Source organism: Sphingomonas sp. PEI4 (assembly GCF_056679955.1).
In genome coordinates this window covers 178,518-202,134 of the sequence record NZ_JBWXPI010000002.1, presented here as the reverse complement: position 1 = coordinate 202,134, position 23,617 = coordinate 178,518, and the positions used below count along the sequence as shown (strand labels likewise).

Annotated in this window: 17 protein-coding genes and 2 pseudogenes; 14 read left to right on the top strand and 5 right to left on the bottom strand. The window is 62.6% G+C overall.

The annotated features are described in order from the left end of the window. Nucleotides 1-52 precede the first annotated feature (52 nt). The 7 genes from AC1MLZ_RS20030 (at nt 53) to AC1MLZ_RS20000 (ending at nt 11,536) form a co-directional block, all read left to right on the top strand. Nucleotides 53-1,249, top strand: a complete 1,197-nt coding sequence (locus tag AC1MLZ_RS20030; protein ID WP_480961745.1) for a phospholipase A — start codon at nt 53-55, stop codon at nt 1,247-1,249. A gap of 78 nt (nt 1,250-1,327) precedes the next feature. Next, nucleotides 1,328-2,791, top strand: coding sequence for an efflux transporter outer membrane subunit (locus AC1MLZ_RS20025; RefSeq protein WP_480961744.1), 1,464 nt, complete (start codon nt 1,328-1,330; stop codon nt 2,789-2,791). Next, entirely contained in the window at nt 2,788-3,861 is a 1,074-nt protein-coding gene (locus AC1MLZ_RS20020; RefSeq protein ID WP_480961743.1) for an HlyD family secretion protein, read from the top strand. The genes AC1MLZ_RS20025 and AC1MLZ_RS20020 overlap by 4 nt, the downstream gene beginning before the upstream one ends. Further along, nucleotides 3,858-6,632 carry a ribosome-associated ATPase/putative transporter RbbA gene (gene rbbA / locus AC1MLZ_RS20015; RefSeq protein WP_480961742.1) on the top strand — a complete coding sequence of 925 codons (2,775 nt, stop codon included), beginning with the start codon at nt 3,858-3,860 and terminating at the stop codon, nt 6,630-6,632. Before AC1MLZ_RS20020 ends, rbbA begins: the two co-directional genes overlap by 4 nt. Before the next feature lie 2 nt (nt 6,633-6,634). Next, a complete protein-coding gene (locus tag AC1MLZ_RS20010; RefSeq protein WP_480961741.1) occupies nt 6,635-7,756 on the top strand; it encodes an ABC transporter permease in 1,122 nt (373 codons plus the stop codon). A gap of 307 nt (nt 7,757-8,063) precedes the next feature. After that, on the top strand, nt 8,064-10,421 hold the full coding sequence (locus tag AC1MLZ_RS20005; RefSeq protein ID WP_480961926.1) for a phosphoketolase family protein: 2,358 nt from the start codon (nt 8,064-8,066) through the stop codon (nt 10,419-10,421). Continuing rightward, complete coding sequence (locus AC1MLZ_RS20000) at nt 10,409-11,536, top strand: acetate/propionate family kinase (protein ID WP_480961740.1); 1,128 nt, start codon at nt 10,409-10,411, stop codon at nt 11,534-11,536. The genes AC1MLZ_RS20005 and AC1MLZ_RS20000 overlap by 13 nt, the downstream gene beginning before the upstream one ends. 23 nt (nt 11,537-11,559) lie before the next feature. Here AC1MLZ_RS20000 and AC1MLZ_RS19995 read toward each other — a convergent pair whose 3' ends face one another. Further along, nucleotides 11,560-11,985: an ion channel gene (locus tag AC1MLZ_RS19995; RefSeq protein WP_480961739.1), complete on the bottom strand. Its 426-nt coding sequence runs from the start codon at nt 11,983-11,985 to the stop codon at nt 11,560-11,562. A 180-nt stretch (nt 11,986-12,165) separates the two neighbouring features. Then, nucleotides 12,166-12,783 (bottom strand): glutathione S-transferase family protein, encoded by a 618-nt coding sequence (locus AC1MLZ_RS19990; RefSeq protein ID WP_480961738.1) that lies wholly within the window; start codon nt 12,781-12,783, stop codon nt 12,166-12,168. A gap of 489 nt (nt 12,784-13,272) precedes the next feature. Here AC1MLZ_RS19990 and AC1MLZ_RS19985 point away from each other — a divergent pair, with 489 nt between their 5' ends. The 3 genes and pseudogenes from AC1MLZ_RS19985 to tnpC all read left to right on the top strand — a co-directional run bounded on the left by AC1MLZ_RS19985 (nt 13,273) and on the right by tnpC (nt 15,652). Beyond that, complete coding sequence (locus AC1MLZ_RS19985; RefSeq protein WP_480961737.1) at nt 13,273-13,671, top strand: transposase; 399 nt, start codon at nt 13,273-13,275, stop codon at nt 13,669-13,671. Then, nucleotides 13,668-14,014: pseudogene (tnpB, locus tag AC1MLZ_RS19980) on the top strand (IS66 family insertion sequence element accessory protein TnpB). Before AC1MLZ_RS19985 ends, tnpB begins: the two are co-directional and overlap by 4 nt. Nucleotides 14,015-14,075: 61 nt before the next feature. Then, a pseudogene (gene tnpC / locus AC1MLZ_RS19975) lies at nt 14,076-15,652 on the top strand (IS66 family transposase). A gap of 962 nt (nt 15,653-16,614) precedes the next feature. Here tnpC and AC1MLZ_RS19970 read toward each other — a convergent pair. From AC1MLZ_RS19970 to AC1MLZ_RS19960, 3 genes are all read right to left on the bottom strand, one after another. Next, a complete protein-coding gene (locus tag AC1MLZ_RS19970; RefSeq protein ID WP_480961736.1) occupies nt 16,615-16,899 on the bottom strand; it encodes a hypothetical protein in 285 nt (94 codons plus the stop codon). Between the two features lie 95 nt (nt 16,900-16,994). Next, nucleotides 16,995-17,567 carry a DUF4142 domain-containing protein gene (locus tag AC1MLZ_RS19965; protein ID WP_480961735.1) on the bottom strand — a complete coding sequence of 191 codons (573 nt, stop codon included), beginning with the start codon at nt 17,565-17,567 and terminating at the stop codon, nt 16,995-16,997. 483 nt (nt 17,568-18,050) lie between these two features. Then, nucleotides 18,051-18,932 carry a MipA/OmpV family protein gene (locus tag AC1MLZ_RS19960; RefSeq protein ID WP_480961734.1) on the bottom strand — a complete coding sequence of 294 codons (882 nt, stop codon included), beginning with the start codon at nt 18,930-18,932 and terminating at the stop codon, nt 18,051-18,053. A 1,341-nt stretch (nt 18,933-20,273) separates the two neighbouring features. On the opposite strand from AC1MLZ_RS19960, the gene AC1MLZ_RS19955 reads away from it, so the two are divergent. The 4 genes from AC1MLZ_RS19955 to AC1MLZ_RS19940 all read left to right on the top strand — a co-directional run bounded on the left by AC1MLZ_RS19955 (nt 20,274) and on the right by AC1MLZ_RS19940 (nt 23,521). After that, on the top strand, nt 20,274-20,576 hold the full coding sequence (locus AC1MLZ_RS19955) for a hypothetical protein (protein WP_480961733.1): 303 nt from the start codon (nt 20,274-20,276) through the stop codon (nt 20,574-20,576). Nucleotides 20,577-21,114: 538 nt separating this feature from the next. After that, nucleotides 21,115-21,813 carry a sigma-70 family RNA polymerase sigma factor gene (locus tag AC1MLZ_RS19950; RefSeq protein ID WP_480961732.1) on the top strand — a complete coding sequence of 233 codons (699 nt, stop codon included), beginning with the start codon at nt 21,115-21,117 and terminating at the stop codon, nt 21,811-21,813. A 142-nt stretch (nt 21,814-21,955) separates the two neighbouring features. Then, the gene (locus AC1MLZ_RS19945; protein ID WP_480961731.1) at nt 21,956-22,171 is read left to right on the top strand and encodes a hypothetical protein; all 216 of its coding nucleotides are present in this window, start codon (nt 21,956-21,958) and stop codon (nt 22,169-22,171) included. A gap of 60 nt (nt 22,172-22,231) precedes the next feature. Further along, nucleotides 22,232-23,521: an NAD(P)/FAD-dependent oxidoreductase gene (locus AC1MLZ_RS19940; protein WP_480961730.1), complete on the top strand. Its 1,290-nt coding sequence runs from the start codon at nt 22,232-22,234 to the stop codon at nt 23,519-23,521. The last annotated feature ends 96 nt before the right edge of the window (nt 23,522-23,617 follow it).

Here is a 23,617-nt window from a genome sequence, read left to right as displayed (position 1 = left end):
TGCACGTGAGGCGCGCAAGCTTTCCGGTGTTTTCTGGTGAGCTTCCGCGCCCATGCCCTTGATTTTCGTTTCCCTCCTGATCCTCGCCAATCCCGCGCCTGCCGCATCCGCGGCACCGGAGGTGGTGATCAGCGCGGTCACGTCGGTGGGGGATCGCCGCGATCTCCTGATTGAGCTGCTCGTGTTCAATACGAGCAATCAGAATGAGCCCGTGGATCTGCCGGATGCAGTAACGGCTAGACTCTCTCGGCCGAGTGGAGACCTTTCGTTGCGGGCCGAGCGCGCGCCTGGATCGGCCGCGTCCTTGACGATCGCCGCAGGGGGTTTTGGCACCGCCCGCTACCGGCTGGAGGTGCCCGGTGGCCCAGCTCCGCTCGCGGGCGCGCTGTTGGAAGTGCCGGGGTGGGGTGCTCGGCGGATCACCATGATCGAGGATCGACCCACGCTCGCAGCGGCTGAGCCGACCGAGGTTGCTGCTACTGATCCTGCTCGTGTTATGGCGACCGCTGCACCGACGGTAGCCGGCTCCAACCAATTCCTTGCCAACCTGTCGGCTTATGAGCCCCTCTATGCGGTTTACGGCCCTGGGACCGACAGCGATGCGCGGCTCCAGATCAGCTTCAAATACCAGGTGTTCGGTGCACCGGCGGGGACCGCCGGACGCACGTCCTGGGCTCAGGGCATCTACTTCGCCTACACCCAGCGCATGTTCTGGGATCTGGGCGCCGGGTCCTCTCCCTTCCGTAACATCGATTTCATGCCCGAGCTGTTCTACCTGGCGCCGACCGTGCCACTCAACGGCAATATCGTGCTGGGCGGCCAAGCGGGCTTTCGGCACGAATCGAACGGCCGCTCGGGCGATGGGTCGCGCAGCCTGAACACGGTCTACGTGCAGCCGCAGCTGACGGTGCCGCTCGGGCGCTATTCGCTGACCGCAGGCCCGCGTTTCTGGGTGTATGCGGGTAGCCTGAGCGACAATCCCGACGTCAAGCGCTATCGCGGGAACAGCGGGTTTTTCGCGCAGATCGGCGAGGAAGAAGGCCTGAAGCTCAGTGTTGGGGGCCGGACGAACTTTGGTACCGGCAAGGGGTCACTTGACGGCAATCTCTCCTACCCCGTCGACCGGATCGTCGGCAGCGACCTGAACGCTTATCTTTTTGGCCAGGCCTTTACCGGCTACGGCGAGAACCTGCTCGATTACGACCGCCGCATGACACGCGTGCGGGTGGGTATTGCCCTTGTACGGTAAGGAGGGCGGCAGTTGCTCACGCGATCTTCATATCCCGCGCATGAGACCGTCAGCGTCGGAGGTTGTCCGATGAGCAGTATGTATCCGCACTATCGCCAGTTCTGCGCGACGTCGCGCCCCGGAAAGCGGCGGATGCTGGGGATGCTCGGCGTATCTCTGCTGGCGGGCTGCTCCTTTGCACCAGCATACCAGCGGCCGCCCGCACCCATCGCCGCCGCTTATCCCGGCACCGCAAACGTCTCGCCTCCGATCATCCGTCTTGGCTGGCGTGAGGTCTTCGCGGTCGATCCCCAGCTCGTCGCGCTCATCGAGCAGGCGCTCGCCGACAATCGCGATCTGCGCGTCGCCACCGCCCGCATCGAAGCAGCGCGGGCCGCCTACCGGATCCAGGGATCGCAGCTCTATCCCACTCTCGACGGCGTTGCGACAGGCACCTATGCCCGCACGCCGGGCGACCTGAGCATCACCGGCCGCCCCAGCGAGGCCGGACAATATCAGGTCGCACTGAGCGCTGCCTGGGAAATCGACTTCTGGGGGCGGCTGCGTAACATGAAGGAGGCCGCGCGCCAGAGCTTCCTGGCCACGCGCGAAGCGCAGCGGGCGGTTGCGACCAGTCTCGTCGCGCAGGTAGCGATCAGCTATCTCGCGGTCCGCGAGTTGGACGAGCGGACCGCGCTGGCCCACCAGACGATCGCCAGCCGGAAGGAATCTTTCCGCATCGCTCGGCGCCGTTACGAGGTCGGCTCCGGCTCGAAGCTCGACATGACGCAAAGCGAGGCGCTGCTGACGCAGGCCGAGACCGAAGAGCAGGCGCTGCAACAGCAGCGCGAGCAGAGCCTCAATGCCATCACCCTGCTGGTGGGGCGTTCGATGACGTTGGGATCGGGCACGCTCACCCTTGCCGAGGCCGACGCCGACCGCGCGATCCCTGCCGGGCTGCCCTCCGATCTGCTGATCAACCGGCCGGATATTCTGGCCTCGGAGCATCAGCTAGTTGCCGCCCACGCCGACATCGGAGCGGCGCGCGCCGCCTTCTTCCCGAATATCAGCCTGACCGCGGCGGGCGGCACCGCCAGCAGCGCGCTGAGCCGCTTGTTCGACGGTGGACAAGGTGCGTGGAGCTTCCAGCCGACGCTTTCGCTGCCGATCTTCAATGCAGGACGTAATCGCGCGAACCTCGACCTTGCCGAGGCACGGCGCAACATCGCAGTTGCCGAGTACGAGCAGACGATACAGACGGCGTTTCGCGACGTTGGCGATGCGCTGGCCCAGCGTCGTTGGCAGAAGGCCCAGATCGCGACAACCAGCCACACGCTGGCCGCATTGACCGAGCGGGCAAGGCTCGCAGACCTGCGCTACACCAGCGGCCGGTCGGCCTATCTCGAGGTGCTCGACGCGCAGCGCGACCTGTTTGTGACCCAACAGGCATTGGTACAGCTCAGACGCGGCTATATCGCGAGCGGCATCAGCCTCTACGCCGCGCTCGGCGGTGGTTTTCCCCAGGATGTGACTCCCGAGCCCGAGGGCGGACAGGCACGATGACCGACATGACGAAGAAATGGCTATTCCGCATTGCGGTGATCGTGGCGATCGCGGTCGTAGCCTTTATTGGCTGGCGCTTGTTGAAGCCGAAGGGCCTTCCCGAGGGCATCGTCAGCGGCAATGGCCGCATCGAGGCCGTGGAGGTGGACGTATCGGCCAAGTCGCCGGGACGGATTGCGGACATCCTGGTGGGGGAGGGCGATTTCGTGAAGGCGGGTCAGGTCGTTGCCCATATGGACGTCGCACCGCTCCGTGCCGAGCGCGCGCAGGCAGTGGCCCAACTCGCCCAAGCCGCCAACGGCATCGACATCGCCAGTAACACCATTGCGCAACGCGAAAGCGACCGCGCCGCGGCCGCGGCGGTCGTCCAGCAGCGGCTGGCCGAACTTAACGCAGCACAGAAACGCCTACAGCGGTCCGAAACGCTGGCGCGCGAGGGCGCGACCCCGGTGCAGGAGCGCGACGACGACGAGGCGCAGGTGGAGAGTGCCCGCGCGACGGTTGGCGCCGCGCGCGCGCAGCTTGCCGCCGCCAGCACGGCGGTGAAAACCGCTCGCAGCCAGGTGATCGGCGCCCGCGCCAACGTCGACGCGGTGCGCGCCACGATCCAGCGGCTGGATGCCGATCTTGCCGACAACTCGTTGCGTGCGCCGGTGGCGGGCCGCGTCCAGTACCGCGTCGTCCAGCCGGGTGAGGTCGTGGCGGGTGGCGGCAAGGTGCTGAACCTCGTGAACCTGTCCGATGTCTCAATGACCTTCTTCTTGCCCGAGACGGTAGCGGGCCGCGTTGGCCTTGGATCGGATGTCCGTATCGTCCTCGACGCTGCGTCGGATTTCGTGATTCCGGCCAAGGTCTCGTTCGTGGCGGACGTCGCGCAGTTCACGCCCAAGACGGTGGAAACCGAGAGCGAGCGCCAGAAGCTGATGTTCCGGGTGAAAGCCAGGATCGACCCCGCCCTGCTCCAGCGGCACATCAGGCAGGTGAAGACCGGGCTCCCCGGCCTGGCATATATCCGGATCGACGCGAACGCACCGTGGCCAGACAATCTCAAGGTCAAGGTCACACAATGAGTACCGCCCCGCTCGTGCCTGGCGGACCGGCCGCGCGGGTAGCTGACGTCGTGCTCCGCTATAGCAAGACGCTGGCGCTCGACGGCGTAAGCCTCGAGCTCCCGGTCGGCCGGATGACGGGGCTGATCGGGCCGGACGGCGTCGGCAAGTCGAGCCTGTTCTCGCTGGTCGCGGGCGCACACCGGATCCAGGCCGGCACGATCGAGGTACTGGGCGGCGACATGGCCGACCGGCGGCACCGTGAGGCGGTCTGTCCCCGGATCGCCTATATGCCGCAAGGCCTGGGCAAGAATCTTTATCCCACCCTTTCGGTGTTCGAAAATCTCGATTTCTTCGGCAGGCTGTTCGGCCAGGATGCCGCCGAGCGCCAGCGGCGGATCACCGACCTCACCGAAAGCACCGGGCTGGCGTCTTTCCGGGATCGGCCGGCGGGCAAGTTGTCGGGCGGCATGAAGCAAAAGCTCGGCCTGTGCTGCGCGCTAATCCACGATCCCGACCTGTTGCTGCTTGATGAACCCACCACCGGCGTTGATCCGCTATCCCGGGCGCAGTTTTGGGACTTGATCGACCGCATCCGCGCCGACCGGCCGGCGATGAGTGTGTTGGTCGCGACCGCCTACATGGACGAGGCGGCACGGTTCGACTGGCTGGTGGCGATGAACGCCGGCAAAATTCTCGCGACCGGCACTGCCGAGGAACTCTACCAGCGCACTGGTACGCTCACGCTGGAGGAGGCGTTCATTGCGCTGTTGCCGGAAGCCGCGCGCGCCGGGCACAAGCCGGTAGAGATCCCGCCACGCGTCGTCACAGGGGACAATGTCGCGATCGAGGCTAAGGGCCTAACCCGCCGCTTTGGCGACTTTACGGCCGTCGACCATGTCGATTTTCGCATCGAGCGCGGCGAGATCTTCGGGTTTCTGGGGTCGAACGGCTGCGGCAAATCGACAACGATGAAGATGCTGACCGGGCTGCTTCCAGCGACTGAGGGCGAGGCGTGGCTGTTCGGCCGCCCCGTGGAAGCAGACGATATCGATACCCGCCGACGCGTCGGCTATATGAGCCAGGCATTCTCGCTCTATTCCGAGCTGACGGTGCGGCAGAACCTCGTGCTGCATGCCCAGCTCTTTCACGTGTCCGCGGCCGAGATCCCGTCTCGCGTCCAGGAGATGAGCCAACGCTTCGGTCTGGCCGAGATCATGAACGCGCTGCCGGACAGCGTGCCGCTGGGACAACGGCAGCGGCTGAGCCTCGCTGTGGCGATGATCCACAAGCCCGAAATGCTGATCCTCGACGAGCCGACCTCCGGCGTCGATCCGATCGCGCGCGACAATTTCTGGCAGATGATGATCGACCTCTCGCGCAAGGACCAGGTAACGATCTTCATCTCCACCCACTTCATGAACGAGGCTGCCCGATGCGACCGCATCTCGCTGATGCATGCCGGGCGGGTGCTGGTGAGCGACACGCCTAAGGCCATCGTCGAGACCCGCGGTGCAGCAAGCCTCGAGGAGGCCTTTATCGCCTATCTGGAGGAAGCCTCCGGCGAGGATCGGCCTGCTGGCGAGCGTTCTTCAACTCCCGCGACGCAGGCTGGCGTCGGCGATGCCACAGGACCGTCGGGGCGTGCCGCAGCGCGTCTGCGCGTCTTCAGCCCGCGACGCATGTTAAGCTACAGCCGGCGCGAAGCGCTGGAGCTCAGGCGCGACCCGATCCGGCTGGTAATGGCACTGCTCGGCAGCGTCATCCTGATGTTCATCATGGGGTACGGCATCAGCATGGATGTCGAGAATCTGCCGTTCGCGGTCCTCGACCGGGACAACAGCACCACCAGCCAGAACTACGTCCTGAACCTTGCGGGCTCGCGCTACTTCACCGAACGGCCGTCGATCACCGACTATGCCGACATGGACCGGCGGATGCGCAGCGGTGAGCTGAGCGTCGCGATCGAGATCCCGCCGGGCTTCGCGCGCGATATCCGGCGGGGCGATGCCGTGTCGGTCGGCATGTGGATCGACGGCGCCATGCCGAGCCGGGCAGAGACTGTGCAGGGCTATGTTCAGGGGATGCATGCCCAGTGGCTGATCGAGATGGCGGCGCAGGAACTCGGGACCCGCGCTGCGACCGGCCTGGTCAACATCGAGACGCGCTACCGCTACAATCCCGACGTGAAAAGCTTAGTGGCGATCGCGCCCGCCGTGATCCCGATCCTGCTGCTGCTGATTCCGGCAATGCTGACGGCGCTGAGCGTCGTGCGCGAGAAGGAACTGGGTTCGATCCTGAACCTGTATGTGACGCCGGTCACGCGAATCGAGTTCCTGCTCGGCAAACAGCTTCCCTATGCCGTGCTTGCCATGTTCAACTTCGTGACGCTGACCCTGCTCGCGTTGTTCGTGTTCCGCGTGCCGATGACCGGCAGTTTCCCGACCTTCGTGCTGGCAGCGCTGTTCTATACTCTCTGCTCGACGGCGATCGGACTGCTCTTCTCGGTGTTCATGCGCAGCCAGATCGCCGCCCTCTTCGCGACGGCCATCGGCACCATCCTGCCAGCCGTGCAATTCTCAGGACTTATCAACCCGGTCTCCTCGCTAGAGGGTGTTGGCGCGTTGATTGGGCACATCTTCCCCGCCACCTACTTCGTGACCATCAGCCGCGGCGTCTTTTCAAAGGGGCTGGGCTTTTTCGATCTGCAAGCGGATCTGATCGCACTGGCAATCAGCTTTCCGGTGGTGATCGCCATCTCTGCCACCTTCCTCAAGAAACAGGAGGGCTGAGGATGCGCGGGTCCAACGTCTTCCGGCTCGGCGTGAAGGAACTGCGCAGCCTGTTGCGCGATCCGATGATGCTGGTGCTGATCCTCTACGCCTTCTCGCTTGGCATCTACACCGCGGCGACCGGCATGCCCGAGACCCTTTACAAGGCACCGATCGCCATCGTTGACGAGGACCAGTCGCCGCTTTCGAACCGCATCACGAGTGCTTTTTATCCGCCGCACTTCACGCGCCCGAGCCTCGTGACTTCAGCCGAGGTCGACCGGCGCATGGACAATGGGCAAGATACCTTCGCGCTCGATATCCCCCCGAATCTCCAGCGTGATCTGCTCGCCGGCCGCACGCCCACTATCCAGCTCAACATCGACGCGACGCGGATGAGTCAGGCGTTCACCGGCGGAGGTTATATCCAGCAGATCGTAAACGGCGAGGTGAACGAGTTCGTCGCCCATGTCCGCAAGGCGAGCGTGGCGCCGGTCGACCTCGATGTGCGCGCGCGTTTCAACCCGACGCTCGCGCAAAGCTGGTTCGGCGCGGTGATGGAGATCATCAACAACGTCACTATGCTGTCGATCGTGCTGACCGGCGCCGCGCTGATCCGTGAGCGCGAGCATGGCACGATCGAGCATCTGCTGGTGATGCCCGTCACCCCGTTCGAGATCATGGCGAGCAAGGTCTGGTCGATGGGCCTGGTCGTGCTCGTCGCTTGCGCATTCGCGCTGTCGGTAGTGGTGCAGGGCGTGCTCAAGGTCCCGATCGAGGGCTCGATCGGCCTGTTCCTGGCGGGCGCGGCCCTTCACCTGTTTGCGACCACGTCTATGGGCATCTTCATGGGCACGATCGCACGCTCGATGCCGCAGTTCGGGCTGCTGCTGATGCTGGTGCTGCTGCCGCTCCAGATGCTGTCCGGCGGCATGACCCCGCAGGAGAGCATGCCCGAGTTCGTGCGGATCGTGATGCAGGCGGCGCCCACCACACATTTCGTGAAGATGTCGCAGGCAATCCTCTACCGCGGCGCCGGCTTCGACGTGGTGTGGCCGCAGTTTCTCGAGATCGGCGTGATTGGCGCGATCTTCTTCACCGTCGCGCTCGGGCGCTTCCGTGCAACTCTCGGTGCGATGGCGTAGCTGGTGCGCTGTCCTCCATACCGAACCACGCGCGCAGGCACCGCCACCAGCCTTGGACAAGGTCTCTCGCGAGCACGACGCGCCTTAACGGTGGAACCCGATGGATAAAGTCGGCGAAGCGGCGTTCTGAAAGGATGAGCGCAGGTCAGACGGCGCAACCGGCCTGCATTTTCTGCTATAAATTGGAGCCAGGCCGGCCATGGCGCTTGGACAATCTCGGAGTTACCTCGACATGACGGATGCTGTGACAAGGCGCGCCGAACCGACTGTTACGACCGCGCCCGGCGAAGGTCCCCTGTCGGCGGACATGCTGCGCCGGATGGACGGCTATTGGCGCGCGGCCAACTATCTCTCGGTCGGGCAGATCTATTTACGCGCCAACCCGCTGCTCGAGGAGCCGCTCACAATCGGGCACGTCAAGTCCCGGCTGCTCGGTCATTGGGGCACCACGCCCGGCCTCAACCTGCTCTACGTCCACCTCAATCGGCTGATCGTCGCACATGATCTCGATATGATCGCGATCATCGGTCCTGGGCATGGCGGACCCGGGCTGGTCGCGAACACGTATCTGGAGGGCTCCTATACGGAGCGTTACCCCGGCGTAGAGCGCAGCCGCGGCGGGATGGACCGGCTCTTCCGGCAATTCTCCTGGCCCGGCGGCATCCCCAGCCACGTCGCGCCCGAAACGCCCGGGTCGATCCACGAGGGCGGCGAGCTCGGCTATTCGCTCGCTCATGCGTATGGCGCGGCGTTCGACAATCCCGACCTGATCGTCGCGTGCGTGGTCGGCGACGGCGAGGCTGAGACCGGAGCGCTGGCGGCGAGTTGGCACAGCAACAAGTTCGTGAACCCGGCACGCGACGGCGCAGTTCTGCCGATCCTGCATCTCAACGGCTTCAAGATCGCCAACCCGACCGTGCTCGCGCGGATCGGCCGGAGCGAGCTGACCGACCTCATGCACGGCTATGGCTATGAGCCGCATTTCGTCGAAGGCGATGATCCGGCCGAAGTGCATCAGCTGCTTGCTGCGACGCTCGATACAGTGCTCGACAGGATCAAGGCGATTCAGGTCGAAGCAAGATCCGGCAACGACGGCGACGAGAACGGGGCCGCGCGTCCGCGCTGGCCGATGATCGTGATGAAGACGCCGAAGGGCTGGACCGGTCCCAAATTCGTCGACGGCAAACCGGTCGAGGGGACATGGCGCTCGCATCAGGTGCCGATCGCGGACTTCAAGGATCCCGAACATCTGCGCCAGCTCGAACAATGGATGCTGAGCTATCGCCCGGCCGAGCTGTTCGACGAAAGCGGCAAATTCCGCGAAGACTACGCCTCGCTCGCACCGACCGGTCACCGGCGAATGGGATCGAACCCGCACGCCAACGGCGGCGAACTGATGAAGCCGCTGTCGCTCCCCGATTTCCGCGATCACGCCGTGGCGCAGCCCGGTCCGGGCGAGGTGAAGGCGGCCGCGACCGCCGTGCTGGGCGGCTATCTGCGTGACGTGATGGCGTTCAACGCCGACAACGCCAATTTCCGCCTGTTCGGCCCGGACGAGACGGCATCGAACCGCCTGCAGGCGGTGTATGAGGTGACGGGCAAGACGTGGATGGCCGAGACAAAGCCGAACGACACCGACCTCAGCCGCGACGGTCGCGTCATGGAGGTGCTGAGCGAGCATCTCTGTCAGGGCTGGCTCGAAGGTTACCTGCTCACCGGCCGCCACGGGCTGTTCTCCTGCTACGAAGCCTTCGTCCACATCGTCGATTCGATGTTCAACCAGCACGCCAAATGGCTGAAGGTGACGCGCGCGATCCCGTGGCGCAGGCCGATCGCGTCGCTCAACTATCTGCTGACCTCGCACGTTTGGCGGCAGGACCATAACGGCCTGTCGCACCAGGATCCCGGCTTCCTCGATCATGTCGCCAGCAAGAAGGCAGACGTGGTGCGGATCTACCTGCCGCCAGACGCGAACTGCCTGTTGTCGGTGGCCGATCACTGCCTGCGCAGCCACAATTACGTGAACGTGATCGTCGCCGGAAAGCAGCCCGAGGCGCAGTGGCTGGATATCGACGACGCGGTGCGCCACTGCACCGCGGGTGCGGGAATCTGGCAATGGGCGAGCGACGCCGAGGATGACGGTGGGAGCGAACCCGATGTCGTGATGGCGTGTGCAGGCGACGTGCCGACGCTGGAGACGATGGCTGCGGTGATGCTGCTGCGCGAATACGTCCCCGACATCCGCATCCGGGTGGTCAATGTCGTCGACCTCATGGTGCTACAGCCGCAGTCGGAGCATCCGCACGGGATGGACGAGCGCGCGTTCGATGCGCTGTTCACCACCGACAAGCCGGTGATCTTCGCGTTTCATGGCTATCCCGCCCTGATCCACAAGCTCACCTACCGCCGCACCAACCATCAGAACATTCACGTCCGCGGCTACAAGGACGAGGGGACGACGACGACGCCGTTCGACATGGTCGTGCTCAACGATCTCGATCGATACCGGCTGGCGCTCGATGCGATCCAGCGCATCCCGAGGCTCGCCGACAGAGTCGCGGCCGAAACCGCCCGCTACTGGAGCTTGATCGAGCGGCACAAGCTGTACGTCTATGAACAGGGCGACGATCTGCCGGAGGTGCGCGACTGGCAATGGCGCCGATGAGCGGGACGCAGGGGATCCGCGTCCTTACGCTCAATGAAGGGTCGTCCTCGCTCAAGTTCGGCTTTTACGGCGGGAGCGGAGGCGAGAACACGGGCGCGGTCAGAGAGATCGCGTCCGGGGAGGTGGAGGGTACCGTCCCGGACGACATGTTCGACCGGATCGACGCCGTTCTGGCTGAGGCCGTGCCAGGTGGGGCGGCACGACCCGATGCGATCGGACACCGGATCGTCCACGGCGGTCCTGACCTGTTCGATCCAATCCTGATCGACGCCGACGTGATCGCGCGGCTGGAGCGGGCGACGGCGTTCGCGCCGCTGCACGCCCCGGCCGCGCTGTCGCTCATCCACGCGGCGCAAGCCCGCTACCCCGATATCCCGCAGATCGCCTGCTTCGATACCGGCTTCCACGCTAGCTTGCCCGACGTGGCCGCGATCTTGCCGATTCCCAAGGCATTGCGCGCGGACGGTGTCCGTCGCTACGGCTTCCACGGCCTGTCGTGCCAGTCGATCGTGCATCAGCTCGAAACCCCACTACCCGAACGGCTGATCATCGCCCATCTCGGCAGTGGCGCCAGCGTGACAGCGGTGCGTAGCGGCAGATCGGTAGACACCAGCATGGGCCTCACCCCGTCGGGCGGCATCGTCATGGCATCGCGCGCCGGCGACCTCGATCCCGGGCTGCTGCTCTATCTGCTCCGCGAGCGCGGCATGGATGCGGCCCAGCTTGAAGATCTGGTTGATCGCCACTCCGGCTTGCTCGGCATCTCGGACCTGTCCGGCGACCTCCGAAGCCTCCACGCCGCCGCCCCGACCAACCCCAACGCCGACCTCGCCATCCGCCTCTTCTGCCGCTCCGTCAGCAAGCAGATCGCGGCGATGATGGCATCCCTCGGCGGCGCGGACATGATCGTCTTCACCGGCGGCATAGGCGAGCATGACATCGCGGTTCGTGGAGCGATTTGCGACGACCTCGGTTGGGCGACGGTACGGCCCAATGAAACCGCGCCGGGAAGGGGATATGTTGCCGTAAGAATCCTTACCTCGCAGGAAGGCGCCGCCATCGCACGAGGCGTCATTGGCTTGATAGCCAGCGGCGCAAAACTACCGCTGAAGTGAGGCCGCACTGTCGCCAGGCTCACTCAGATTCGCCGCAACCGGGTAACTACGGTGATGAAGAAGGCGGTCGACCAGCCGAGCAAGATGATACCGTTTATCCCCTCGATCGCCGACACCAGCCGCCACCGTTCCGCCATGACGGCATCGCTGTACCCGATCGCTCCGTATGTAATGGTCGAGAAGTAGACGGCCTCGCGCAATCCTTCGACGGCTCCGAGCCAAATATAGAGGAAAGCATATGTCCAGATTTCTACCCCGTGCAGTGCAAAAAGGCCCAGGATGGCTAATAATGTGATCGTGAAGCCGCGCAATGACAGGGCACTTATGCGCTCCTGTGCCTCCTCGCGGGCCTCTATCCGGAGCAGCTTGGCAAGGACGTGCAGCCCCGCGCCGTGGATCGCCACTGTCAGCGATACCATCAACGTCGCCAGTACAAGTTCGATGAACACGCTCTGATCCTTCGACTATCGGGCTGGCGCGTCAACGAGATTGCACAATGCGATGTCGGCACTGATCGTCGGTTACCAGATCTGGAGGTCTGGTCAGCCACCATCGACGATAGCGCCGTGTTTGTTTGCTAACGCAATTGCAGTGACTTTGCGGAGAAAAGTAAAAACGCGAACCTACGCTCAGGCCCCAGTTTCCCCTGCGCGTTCTATCGCCCGCTTGAGGCCAGGCTGCTCCGTCAGCCGCGCCAGGTAAGTCGTCAGCGCTGGATAGTCGGCAAGGAGCTTGGCACGATCCGCGACCTGCAGCAGATAGAACATCTGCATGTCGGCCAATGTCAGCTGCTCGCCCATGAGGAAGGGGCCCTTACCCACTCCGGCTGCGATATACCGCAGCGTCGCGTCCCGCCCCGGTGCGACAAAGGCATCCATCTTCTCCGAAAGGCCGCCCGTCATGCCGCCGATCAGCGTCAGCATGATCGGGAACGCAGCCGACCCTTCGACATAGTCCAGCCACTCGTCGTGGACCGCAGCGGCATCGCTGTCGCTCGGCGGCGAGAAGCGGTTCCCGCCGTAACGAGCGTCGATATAACGTAGGATGGCACTCGATTCCGCCAGCACGAGATCACCATCAACGATCACCGGCGACTTCCCGAGCGGGTGCACCGCCTTGAGTGACGCGGGCGCGCGGTGGTTCGCGTCGCGTTGATACTGTATCAGTTCGAAGTCCGTGCCGAGTTCGTCCAGCAGCCAGAGGATGCGGATCGCTCGCGAGCGTTCGAGATAGTGAAGCTGGATCATCAATGTTCATCCCATAGTAGGCAGATCGAATGTAGGCGCTCCCGATCCAGCCGCGGCGGCCGGCTGCCCGATATGAGATGAGGCGTGGCTCACGATGCTCAAGCGCGCCATCCGTGCCGCATCTCCTTGCCACCAATGGCGCCAATCATCTAGCAGTTCGAACAACGCGGCGACATCGACATCCATCAAGGGCATTGTGTATGAACCTCCTCCACATCGATTCCAGCCTCCTCGGCGAGAACTCGGTCAGTCGCGCACTTTCGCAGGCAGTGGACAATCTCCCGAAATTCAAATTCATTCAGAGACAAGCCGTATGTTGAACCATGCTTCGGGGGCGATGTTTATCTCTTCTTGGTAAGCGCGGTCTGAAGGCCGCCTTGCAAGGCGAGCGCTCGACGGGTTGATAGCGGCTCTTTGAACGGGGCCGTGATGTCAGACGAGACTATCGAACCAGTCGCAGATTTAACGAGTAGTCATACGACTGGTGATATGAGCGGTCGTATCGAGATTGTCGGTCGGGTATCTGGTCGACGCCGCTGGACGGTCGAGCAGAAGCTGGCAATCCTACGTGACGCGTTTGGGCCGGATGGGTCGGTCCGGGCGGCGGTCGAGCGTCACGAGGTCGGCAGCGGCGCGATCTACACCTCGCGGCGCCAGGCGATGTCGGGTGCACTGAGCGGAGTGCCAGCCCGGCCGCAGACCGCATTTGCCGAAGTCCGGGTCAGCGAGCCGTCCGTGATGCTGCCGGCGCCGCCCGTCGAGGTGCCAGCGGACGCTCGGGCGGCAGGGCAGATCGGCATCGAGCTGCCTTCGGGTGTGCGGCTGAGCGTCGACAGCTCGGTCGACGCCGAGGCGCTATCGCGCGTGATCGGCGTGCTGGCGCGATGATCCCGCAGCCGACATCGACGCGGATATTCCTGGCGTGCGGCGTCACTGACATGCGCAAGGGCTTCGATGGCCTGGCGGTATTGGTGCAGCAGGTGCTTCGGGAAAAGCCACATTCCGGTGCGCTGTTCGCGTTCCGTGGCAAGCGCGGCGACCTGATCAAATTGCTGTGGTTCGACGGTCAGGGACTCTGCCCGTTTTCGAAGCGGATGGACCGCGGGCGTTTCGTCTGGCCGGTGACCGCGACCGGCACAGTGGCGCTGACATCGGCGCAGGTGTCGATGCTTCTGGAGGGCATCGACTGGCGCGCCCGGAGCGGACATGGTCACTAACACTGGCAGGCTGAAACCATAGCTTTTCCGCCATTTTTGCTCGTGTGAGAGTGCGCGAACTGCTATGAAAACGCAGTGTCGCAAGCCCCTCTTGCCCCATCCGATGCCGAGGCGCGGATTGCCGTGCTGGAGGCGTCGCTCGCCCGGGCCAATGCAGCACTTGCCGCTCGCGACCTGCTCATCGAGACACTGCGTGGTCAGATCGCCCGCCCTTCGACTGCCCGCAAGGGCGGGCGCTCAGGAGAGCGCTGCGGCGGATGCAGTTCGGCGCATCCTCCGAGAGGCTGACGCGCGAGATCGCCCAGCTCGAACTCGCGCTCGAGGAACTGGAAACCGAGAGCGCAGTCCCGGAGATGGGCGCGACCTTGTCAGACACGCCCGGGCGACCGGCACCAGTCCGTGCGTTGCCCGACCACCTGCCACGCAAGGAGCTCGTTCACGAACCCGCCTCCGGCACCTGCACATGCCCGGACTGCGGCGGTGCGCTACGCCGCCTCGGGCAAGACGCCGATGAGATGCTCGACGTCCTGCCGGTGCACTGGCGCGTGGTGCGGAACGTCCGACCGAAATACAGCTGCCGGACCTGTGAAAAGATCGTCCAGGCGGCTGCCCCGGTGAAGGCGGTCGCCCGCGGAAAGGCGACATTTGCAACGCTGGCACATGTCGTCGTCTCCAAGTTCGAACATCATCCACCGCTTTACCGGCAGTCCGAGATGATGGCGGCCCAAGGCCTGGACAGCGACCGCTCGACGCTGGCGGGCTGGGTTGGTCAGGCAGCCGCGCTGCTGGACCCCATCGTCAGCCGTATCCGCGATAAAGTGCTGAAAGGCGACAAGATCCATGCCGACGACACGCCAGTTCCCGTGCTCGACCCGGGGCGCGGACGCACCGCGACCGGGCGGCTATGGGTCTATGCGGTCGATGACCGCGCCTCGGGAAACACGACCCCGCCTGCAACATGGTATCGCTTCACGACCGACCGCACCGGTGCACATCCGCAAGCCCATCTCGCCGGATTTCGAGGCTTCTTCCAGGCTGACGCCTATGCCGGTTAAGACGCGCTCAATCGAAGCGGCGTCACAGAAGTCGCGTGCTGGCGCAAGGTATTCGACCTCCACAAGCGGGTTGCCACGCCGCTGACCACCGACATTCTTGAACGCATCGGTGCCTTGTACGGCATAGAAGCCAAGGTCCGCGGCAGGCCGCCCGACGTGCGGCTGGCGGCGCGGAAGAGCCAGACGAAGCCGCTGGTCGATGCCTTGGGCGAGACACTGGACGCAGCACTGCGCCGCCTGTCGCCAAAGTCCGACATGGCCAAGGCTATTGCCTATGGCACGAAGCGATGGCTCGCGCTGTGTCGCTTCCTCGATGACGGGCGCCTGGAGATCGACAACAATATCGCCGAACGTGCGCTGCGCGGTGTTGCCGTCGGACGACGCAACTGGCTGTTCGCTGGTTCGAAAACGGGCGGCGAGCGCGCCGCGGCGATCTACACCGTCATCCAGACCTGCAAGGCCAACGGCGTCGACCCGCAGGCCTACATCGCCGACACTGGGAAGATCGCAGCTGATTGGCCAGCGGCGCGATGGGACGAGCTCATGCCCTGGAACTGGCCTGCGCGAACCGTAGAGCCAGTGGCGCAAGCCGCATAATCTGCGGTCTTCTCGCCACGCTCACTCTTCTTGACCAGTGCTGCGGACACAGCGTGGATTATGAGCTACAGCAACGGTCATCTCACGCGCGCATGGAGGTCGTCACGAAGCCGTTCGGTGTTGTTGCACTGACCGCGAAGGTTCGAGAGATGCTGGACCGCTGAATGCCAGATACGGCTCTCGCTCAGAACCCATACCATGGCTGAAGAGTTCTAAAGGGTAAACTACCGGCAATCGCACTCCGCGATTGGTGAAAAAGCGATCTCATGACCTTTGTCGCAGACCCCGTCGAATTCAGGACGTACGATCTTCATCGGGGGCTTGAGCTGTTTATCGACGGCGTGGGATCGGATGGGGACATGCGATACAAGCTCGTCCGGTCAGATGGCATAACCGTCCATTTCAGTGCGCGGTGGTGCCTGTCTCGAGCAGAGAGGTGGCGTCAGCAGAACCCTTCTGCCGATAGGACTGTGGTTCATTTCGTGAGGTCGGTGCGAGGAAGGTTCCCGAGTCGGAGTCGCGGTGTTACCGACGGGATCATTCGCGAGGCTTTAGTTGCCTATAAGGGGGGACATGGCCTTCCCGCAGATAGCGGAGTCGCCGTCTTTTTTGATTGACCGACGACCGCTATCTTGACGAACATCAGTTGCCGATTTTAAGGCGCAATTCAACGTCGGATGGTGTGGATCGGCGTCCAAATGGTACCTCAGCTGTGATCGGCGCAACTATTTGGGCAACCGCAAATAAGCAATAGGTGGGGTCCCGGTCGGCGCAGTTCGGATCTCCCGCGCGTTGACATTTCGGGCGTCATTTAAGTGCCTGGACCGAGGTTTGGCAGAGTTCTGCTTGGGCACCGATATATATTCCAGAGCGTCCGGCATCGTTAGCGACAATCCCGCACGATCTCGCTTGGACCCTGATCCACTACTGGAGCTGCGCAATAGGTTCGCGCAGGCGTACAGTCACCGCAGCTTTTCAGTGCCGTTGATCAGAGCATCTTGCTGAGCTTGCGGCATTGCCGCTGCGTTCACATCGGCGTCGTCAATCGCATCCGACTGCTTCTCGCCGTCCTTGCGAATGGCCTTTGCCTGCTCTTCCATATTGTCTGCCTGTGCATCCAGCGCATCGGCCCGGTTGTCTGCGGCACCCTCGACCTGGCTGCCGAGCTTGTCGTCGCCCTTACCGCCGCACCCGGCGAGCGAAACGGCAGCGACTGCGATTAGCAACCCCATGGTACGTGATTTCATGTAGCTAAATCCTTTGCGTGTTAACGGAGCGCCAGAACCGACTCTCCATGGCGTTGTCGCCGAAAAGGCGCCTGTCGTGCAGGCGCCTCGCTCGGTTACATTCCCGCCATTCCACCGGCCTTCAGAGAACTGAAGTGACGTTCGACGATCGGCAACGCCGTCGATGCGACCTGCTTGAGCGCCGGATCATTGCCGTCGAGTACGAAACCCTTGTGGATTGCCCATGCAGTCTGGTGAGCCTGCATCTGCTGCTGCATATACAGCTGGTCAAAACTTGCCTTGGGAGCTTTCTTCAAAAGCTCGATCTTCGACGCGTTCGCAGTCGACAGCTTAGGCGAGGGCTTGGCGATCGTACGCTCCGGATTCTTGAGCGCCGCCATGAGAGAATTGGTCGTCGTAGTATGATCGGCGATCATCTGGCGAGCGAACGATTTGACGTTAGCGTTCTTGGACTTCGTTTGCGCGACGCGGCTTGACTGAATTTCATAAAGGTCGCTGTCGGATGCGGCATTCACGTAGTCCGACGCGGACTGCCCGGACAAGGGCGCGACGCCTACATCGCTGCTGCTCATCGAGCCGGTTGTCGTCGTGGGATCTTGCGCGAGTAACGGCGCGGCTGCAACGGCGGAGCATGAAAGGAGAGCGGCCGCAAAAATGGTAATCTTCATAGTATAAGTCCTTGGACGTGAGAACGGGCGGTGGAGCCAAGAAAGGAGGTTGATCTGACATCGACCTGCCGACTGTTCCGCCCAGCGGATGTTGGCTGGTTACGAAACACTATCCGCAACCTAAAGTTCCATTACAAATCCGCGTTAACTAACGACACTTCGTGCTCTGCGGTGACAAGGAGCAACGGAAATACGAGCCGGTGTGAGACCCTGAGCCAAAACTATAAAGAAGGTGAGGTACGCCCGTGTGGTTGCGGAGGGTTAGGCTACACGAACATCACCGGACGTGGCGCTAAACCCCCGAAATCTACCCAACTCGGCAAGGTTGCTGTTTTCCATTTAATTAGTGTGTACCGGTACTCCGCCATCACTCCCGAACCAGGGGTGAGTGGCGGAACGTTGGTTCTCGGGCGCAAAAAACCTCGGACCGTCGGTGTTGAAAGGAACAATCCGAAATCCGGTTCAGCGCTACGGCTTGGATCCTTAGAAGGTGTAGCCGATGCCCACAGCCCCAAGCCACTGGGACTTAGATCCGGCAATGCTCGTTACAGGACTGTCGGCGAAATCGTTGAGCAGACGGACATACGTGCCGCCCGCAGCCAGCTTGAACCCTTGCAGCAGATCGCCCGTCAATGAATAGGTGACGGCCCCGCCGAGTGTGTAGCTCTTCCAGCCCTTGCTGGCGTTATAGACCGGCAGCGTGCTTACAGCGCTCTGCGTAGGCGTGATGCTGAAATAGGTGTTCGCGTACCCGCGGCCGGCATGTTCCGCCGATCCGAACAGTGCCAGCGCGGCCTTCGTGCTGACCGGCATTAGATAGCTGACCGTCGGCTGCCAGATTGCGCTGTCATGCGAATTGTTCACGTCGTGGCGATAGCTGAGCGTTACCGACAGCTTGTCGTAGGGGCTGGTGATAACACCGGTCTTGCCGACACCCACATAGCCGCCGACCTCGATCGCGGTCTTGATTTTCCCGAGCGCACGGACGCGGTCATCGTCGATGCCCTTCGTGCTCTGGCGATTGAAGTTGAGCACGCCGATTGGGCCAGCCTGGAAGTCTAGCCCGTTGGACGCCTTGTCAGGAATGAGGTCGATGCTTGCTCGGTTGCCGAGCACACTGAAACCAAAGCCGCCGACCGTTCCGATTGCCACCGGTGCGGCGGACCATTTGTTGTTGTTCGAGCCTTCGTAATCCGGAACAAACGCTGCCCCGACGCCGACTGTTATAGTGTCGGCGTCCGCCCGAGCGGCCATGTCGTCGGGCGCGCCGCGCGCCGCGTCCTGCGCAAACGCAGGGGCGGCGACGCCCACGAGAACAGTGGTGGCAAGCACAGCGACATGGCTGGAAATACGTAAAGTGCGCAACAAGTGAATTCCCTCTGTGATAATGCCGCAACGTCGCGGTCGGAGAATCTGTACGGCCTCGGGCGCCAGGAGGTTTGTTAAATTGAAGCCGTTGTAAATTAGCATCAGTCTCCTCCGGCGTCATACGTCGTCGTCTCACATTCGAGCGCGTTCCCACTGGACGTACACGCCGCTAACGACGTCGGTGTGCTCGGCGTAACGGCTGCTGTAGCCTTCGGGCTTCCCACCTACGCTTCAGGGTGGGAGCACGGAGCGCCCGTACGCAAATAGCCTCACGGAACCGATATCGGACCATCAAGAAGACGTGGGAATTGTGATAGCAGAGCCGTAGCAAGCTTGTTGCCTATCGCTGCAGAGCTCCCCGCTTCGGTGCCATCTACCTGCGCCGTTAGCGCTCTGCCTGCCCAAATGCCTGGTTGACCGTTCCGGAGTGATATTTGCACTCGTAGTTCAGTCACGATGAGATCGTGCACCTCTCGTTTTGTTGAAGGCAAGGTTACCCGAGCACCAACTCCCCAGCTTCCGACATCGGCGGAGGGGCTCCTGACGATTGTACCGGATGTCGCTATTCCGCGATGCTGACGCGTAATCGATATTCTCGCGATGTAACGGCTCGGGCTACCCGCTGGTAGCACTATGAAGTTCGCGTTCAGGAGGGCCTTCTGGACGGCATCGGCATAAGGTCGGCCATCTCTCAAGCCGTCTTGACGATCGTCGGCGATTTCGATGCTGACAGTCCCAGGCCGTATCCGAGCGGCAGCAGTCATCGCTGTGGGTGATTGTACCGCCATCAGCGGCGGCATGCCGGTCTCTGTCCAAAGTGCATCGCGCATCTGCCTGTCGTTTGTTGGTATGGTGGCTCAACTGACTGGGGGCGGCTATGTGCCCGCAGGCAATCGCAGTGGCGTGAGCGCGGCGGGCGTTGAAAGCCTTTCGCCAGCAGGCGGCACGTTGACGAGGGATGTCAGGGGCCGGCAGTTAGGATTTTCATAGCCGCGGGGAGACGGCTACTCGAGCTCGCATTGCGCTCCTAAGCCCCAACTCGGGGTTTCCCAAAGGCGCAGCGCTGCGGTGCTGCGCTCTGCACCATGCCAACGCAAAGATGCTTGCCCGAAGGCAGGAGTCGATCGAGCAGCGCGATTGTCCAACACCGGCTGGTTGAACGATAAACGCCAACGCGGTCCTTCGCTACCTGATTTCAAGTTTATCTCGCATGCCCAACAATCAGAAAACCTAGAGAGGAGCTATTTGGAATGCTGAGAGTTAGCGGTCGCAGCGAGACTTTGCGCGACTCCCGGTCGTTGTTATGCTCGAACCTTCGCCACATAAAGGTCAAGCGGAATGGCTATTAATCGACGGCCCGTCGAAAACGGCGGGCTTGTTCTATTTCTTTGTCTGATCACGATCGGCCTCGCTCTGGTCGTTTCGAGCTTTGCTGGCGCTCTTTTGTGGGCGGTCTTGGCCGCGCTGCCCTTCCAGCCGCTTTTCCAAAAGTTGCTCACGCGCTGGCCAGAGCGCCGCAACAGGGCAGCGACGGTGACGATGCTCATCATCACCGTCGCCGTCGTAATTCCGGCGTTGATCGTGACGAGCCTCGTCGTCGAGCAGGCGGCCGGGGTGCGCCTGCAGCGCCTTTGCGGATAAACCATAACTGCCCAAGTGACCTTATATTGGGAGGGGTCGGCAACGAACACCTTTTCGCTCTGCAGTGGGCCGCATTCATCAAGCTGGCCGGGTGCAACTTGTGAGCCGAGGCTGTGGGCAGTCCTACGTGACAGGAGGACGCTTACCCGCGAAGAAGGATCAGGCGTTCGATGAGCCGGGCGCCTGTACGAGAGATCAAATAGCTCATCGGGCCTCCTTTGCCGCTGCGCGGAGTGAGTGAGCGCGCGTCTTCTCGGCAGCCGACGGCGTCCTAGTTTGTCTCCGGGCTGGAGCAGCCCGTCGAGCCGGCCAGCCGCGTGAGGTATGCCAGCCGCTGAGCGCGAAGGCAGCCATATCTAAGCGTTTTAGCCTCAAGGGCTCACGGGGTAAGGATACTGGCGGAGATATTATAGGTGCACAAACGGAACATTGGGGAGCTTTATTCGTCTAGGATCAGACAATAAGGTATCCCGGCGGGTGTCTCTATCTCAATTTGAGGTTGTAGGTCGGTCGAGGCAGAAATCTCGAGGTGAAGCTTATGACGATCCCCCAGTCAGCGAGGGAGCTTGCGCCGTACCCGCCGACGCTCGATCACGGGCAGTTCAACCGTGTCTTCCGCGAAGTCCTGCCTGGCCTATCGCGGTACGCCCGTTCGCTAGCGCGCAATAACGATCTGGCGGAGGATCTCGTTCAAGATGCTGCGATCCGCGCGTGGCGGAATCGCGACAGGTTCGTGGTCGGCACTAGTTTCAAGGCTTGGGTTTATCGCATTCTTCGTAACTGCTTCCTGAGCCATGTTCGCCACAAACGAGTCGCCAAGACGGACACCTATGGAGACGAATTTCCGGATGTGGCCGTTGCGTCGGGACAGGAGGCCGCAATTTTTCTGCAGGATGTCGGGCGCTATTGGACTGGCCTGACAGCGACACAGCAGCGCGCTATTCATCTCGTTGGCATTGAAGGTCGCAGCTATGAAGAAGCAGCAGCAATTGAGGACGTGTCGCTGGGCACGTTGAAAAGTCGTATTTCGCGCGGCCGACACACCCTGCTCGAACTGCTCGAGGGCGATAGTCCGCCTGCGCTTGCCAAATCGGCCGATTGCATCGGGTCGAGCGAACCGCCTTCGGCAGAATCGAGCCTCTCTGTAAGGGAGATGTCCCCAAGCGATAATAACCAGATCGGAATATTGCGTGCGTGGCGACAGCAGCAAACAGAGAGTCGCGCCGAGGCAGCCTGAGTGAAGCTCACCTGCGTATACCTCACGGTCCCCGCTAGTTCCCAGCGCTGCGTCAAGGGCTACTATTGAAAGGTGTTCGCATCATGGACGGCGGTCTAGCTGACCTTATCGAACGGTGTACGCAGGGTCGGGGGCAGATGCTATGACGGCAGTCGCCGGTAAAGCGTTGCCGCCCGCGGCGTTCAGCATATCTGGCGCGTTCGGCAATTTGACGGCGCCGCGTCCGATCCCCGGCATTATACCGCTGCCTCGCCAGCAGCTGCTCGGCGAGGATATCGCGCGCCTTAGAATCGGGCACGAGGTCGGCGACGCCGCAATGTTGCGTGACACTGCGGCGCCTTTGATCGCGCGAAAATGAGGCCATGCATTTGGCTTGCCGTAGCCATGGAGTTTCGGACGTGATGCAGGAGGCATGAAGATGGATAAGGAACACAGGCTCGTGGTCGTCGGCGGCGGGGTGGCGGGACTGGACATTGCCACGTGCCTTTCTGGCAAACGGTCGGGCACGCAGACGTTGGCCGTTACGCTTGTTGACCGGGAAACTGCCTATGTGTGGAAGCCGATGTTGCACACCATCGCGGCGGGTACGTCGGATGCTGGGGCGCAGGAGACGGTCTATGCCGCGCAAGCACGGACGCGCGGCTTCCGCTATGAGTTTGGCGAAGTGATCGGCATCGATCGGGATCGTCGGAAGTTGCAGATAGCCCCCCTGCAGGTCGGGGGCGAGGACATCGTGCCTGGACGAACGATTCCCTATGACACGCTGGTGCTCGCGGTCGGCAGCCGGGCAAATGACTTCAATACGCCCGGTGTTGCGGAATATTGCCAGCGGATAGACACCCGATCGGACGCGATCACATTCAACGATCTCCTGCGCGTGCATCTCGTGAAGAGTCTTGCGACTGGAAACGCCCTGACGGTAGGCATCGTTGGCGGCGGCGCGACGGGCGTAGAGCTGGCAGCAGAACTCATCCAGATCGCCAGCGTGGTCGAGCGATATGGGATCGCCAATGCGTCGAGCTATCTGAACGTGGTGCTGATCGAAGCCGGGGCTCGACTGCTTGGGCCTTTCCCGGAAAAGGTGGGGAACGCCGCTCGAGACAAGCTGGAGCAACTTGGCGTTACCGTGCGCACGGGGACTCGTGTGACAGCCGTAGGTAAAACGGCGTTCGCACTGGAGGGCGGCACCACGGTCCCCGCGGACCTGAAAGTTTGGGCTGCAGGCGTTAAGGCACCGCCGCTAATCGATACGCTGACGGATCTGGAGCGCTCTTTGAGCGGCCAGCTTGTTGTCGGCCCTACGCTGGCGACTGCGGGGGACCCGCGCATCTATGCTCTGGGCGATTGCGCAAGCGCGAAGCTCCCCGGCAGTGATACACCGGTTCCCACGACCGCACAGGCGGCCAGCCAGCACGCCAGGTACCTGTGCCGGTATCTGCCTGGCCTGATAGCAGGTAAACACGCCCCGTCGGCGAGTTATAAGGACTTCGGCGGACTTGTTTCGCTGGGCGGCTACGATGCCTACGGATCGCTCGGCCGCTTCGGCTTTTTCGATGGCGGCTTTATCCGTGGACGCGTTGCTCAGTTGGGCCATGCAATGCTTTACCGGAGCTACCAGGCACGCTTGCATGGCATCTGGAAGGGAAGCCTTTTGTGGCTGGTCGACATACTCGGACGCAGGGTCAAGCCAGAGGCAAGACTATCCTAACTTGGGGTAGGCGTGCTTCCTTCGGTGTGACGGACACCAATGATGGCTGCGCGGAGCCAGGAGGTTTAAAATGGCGAGTACGACGAAGGTTATCGA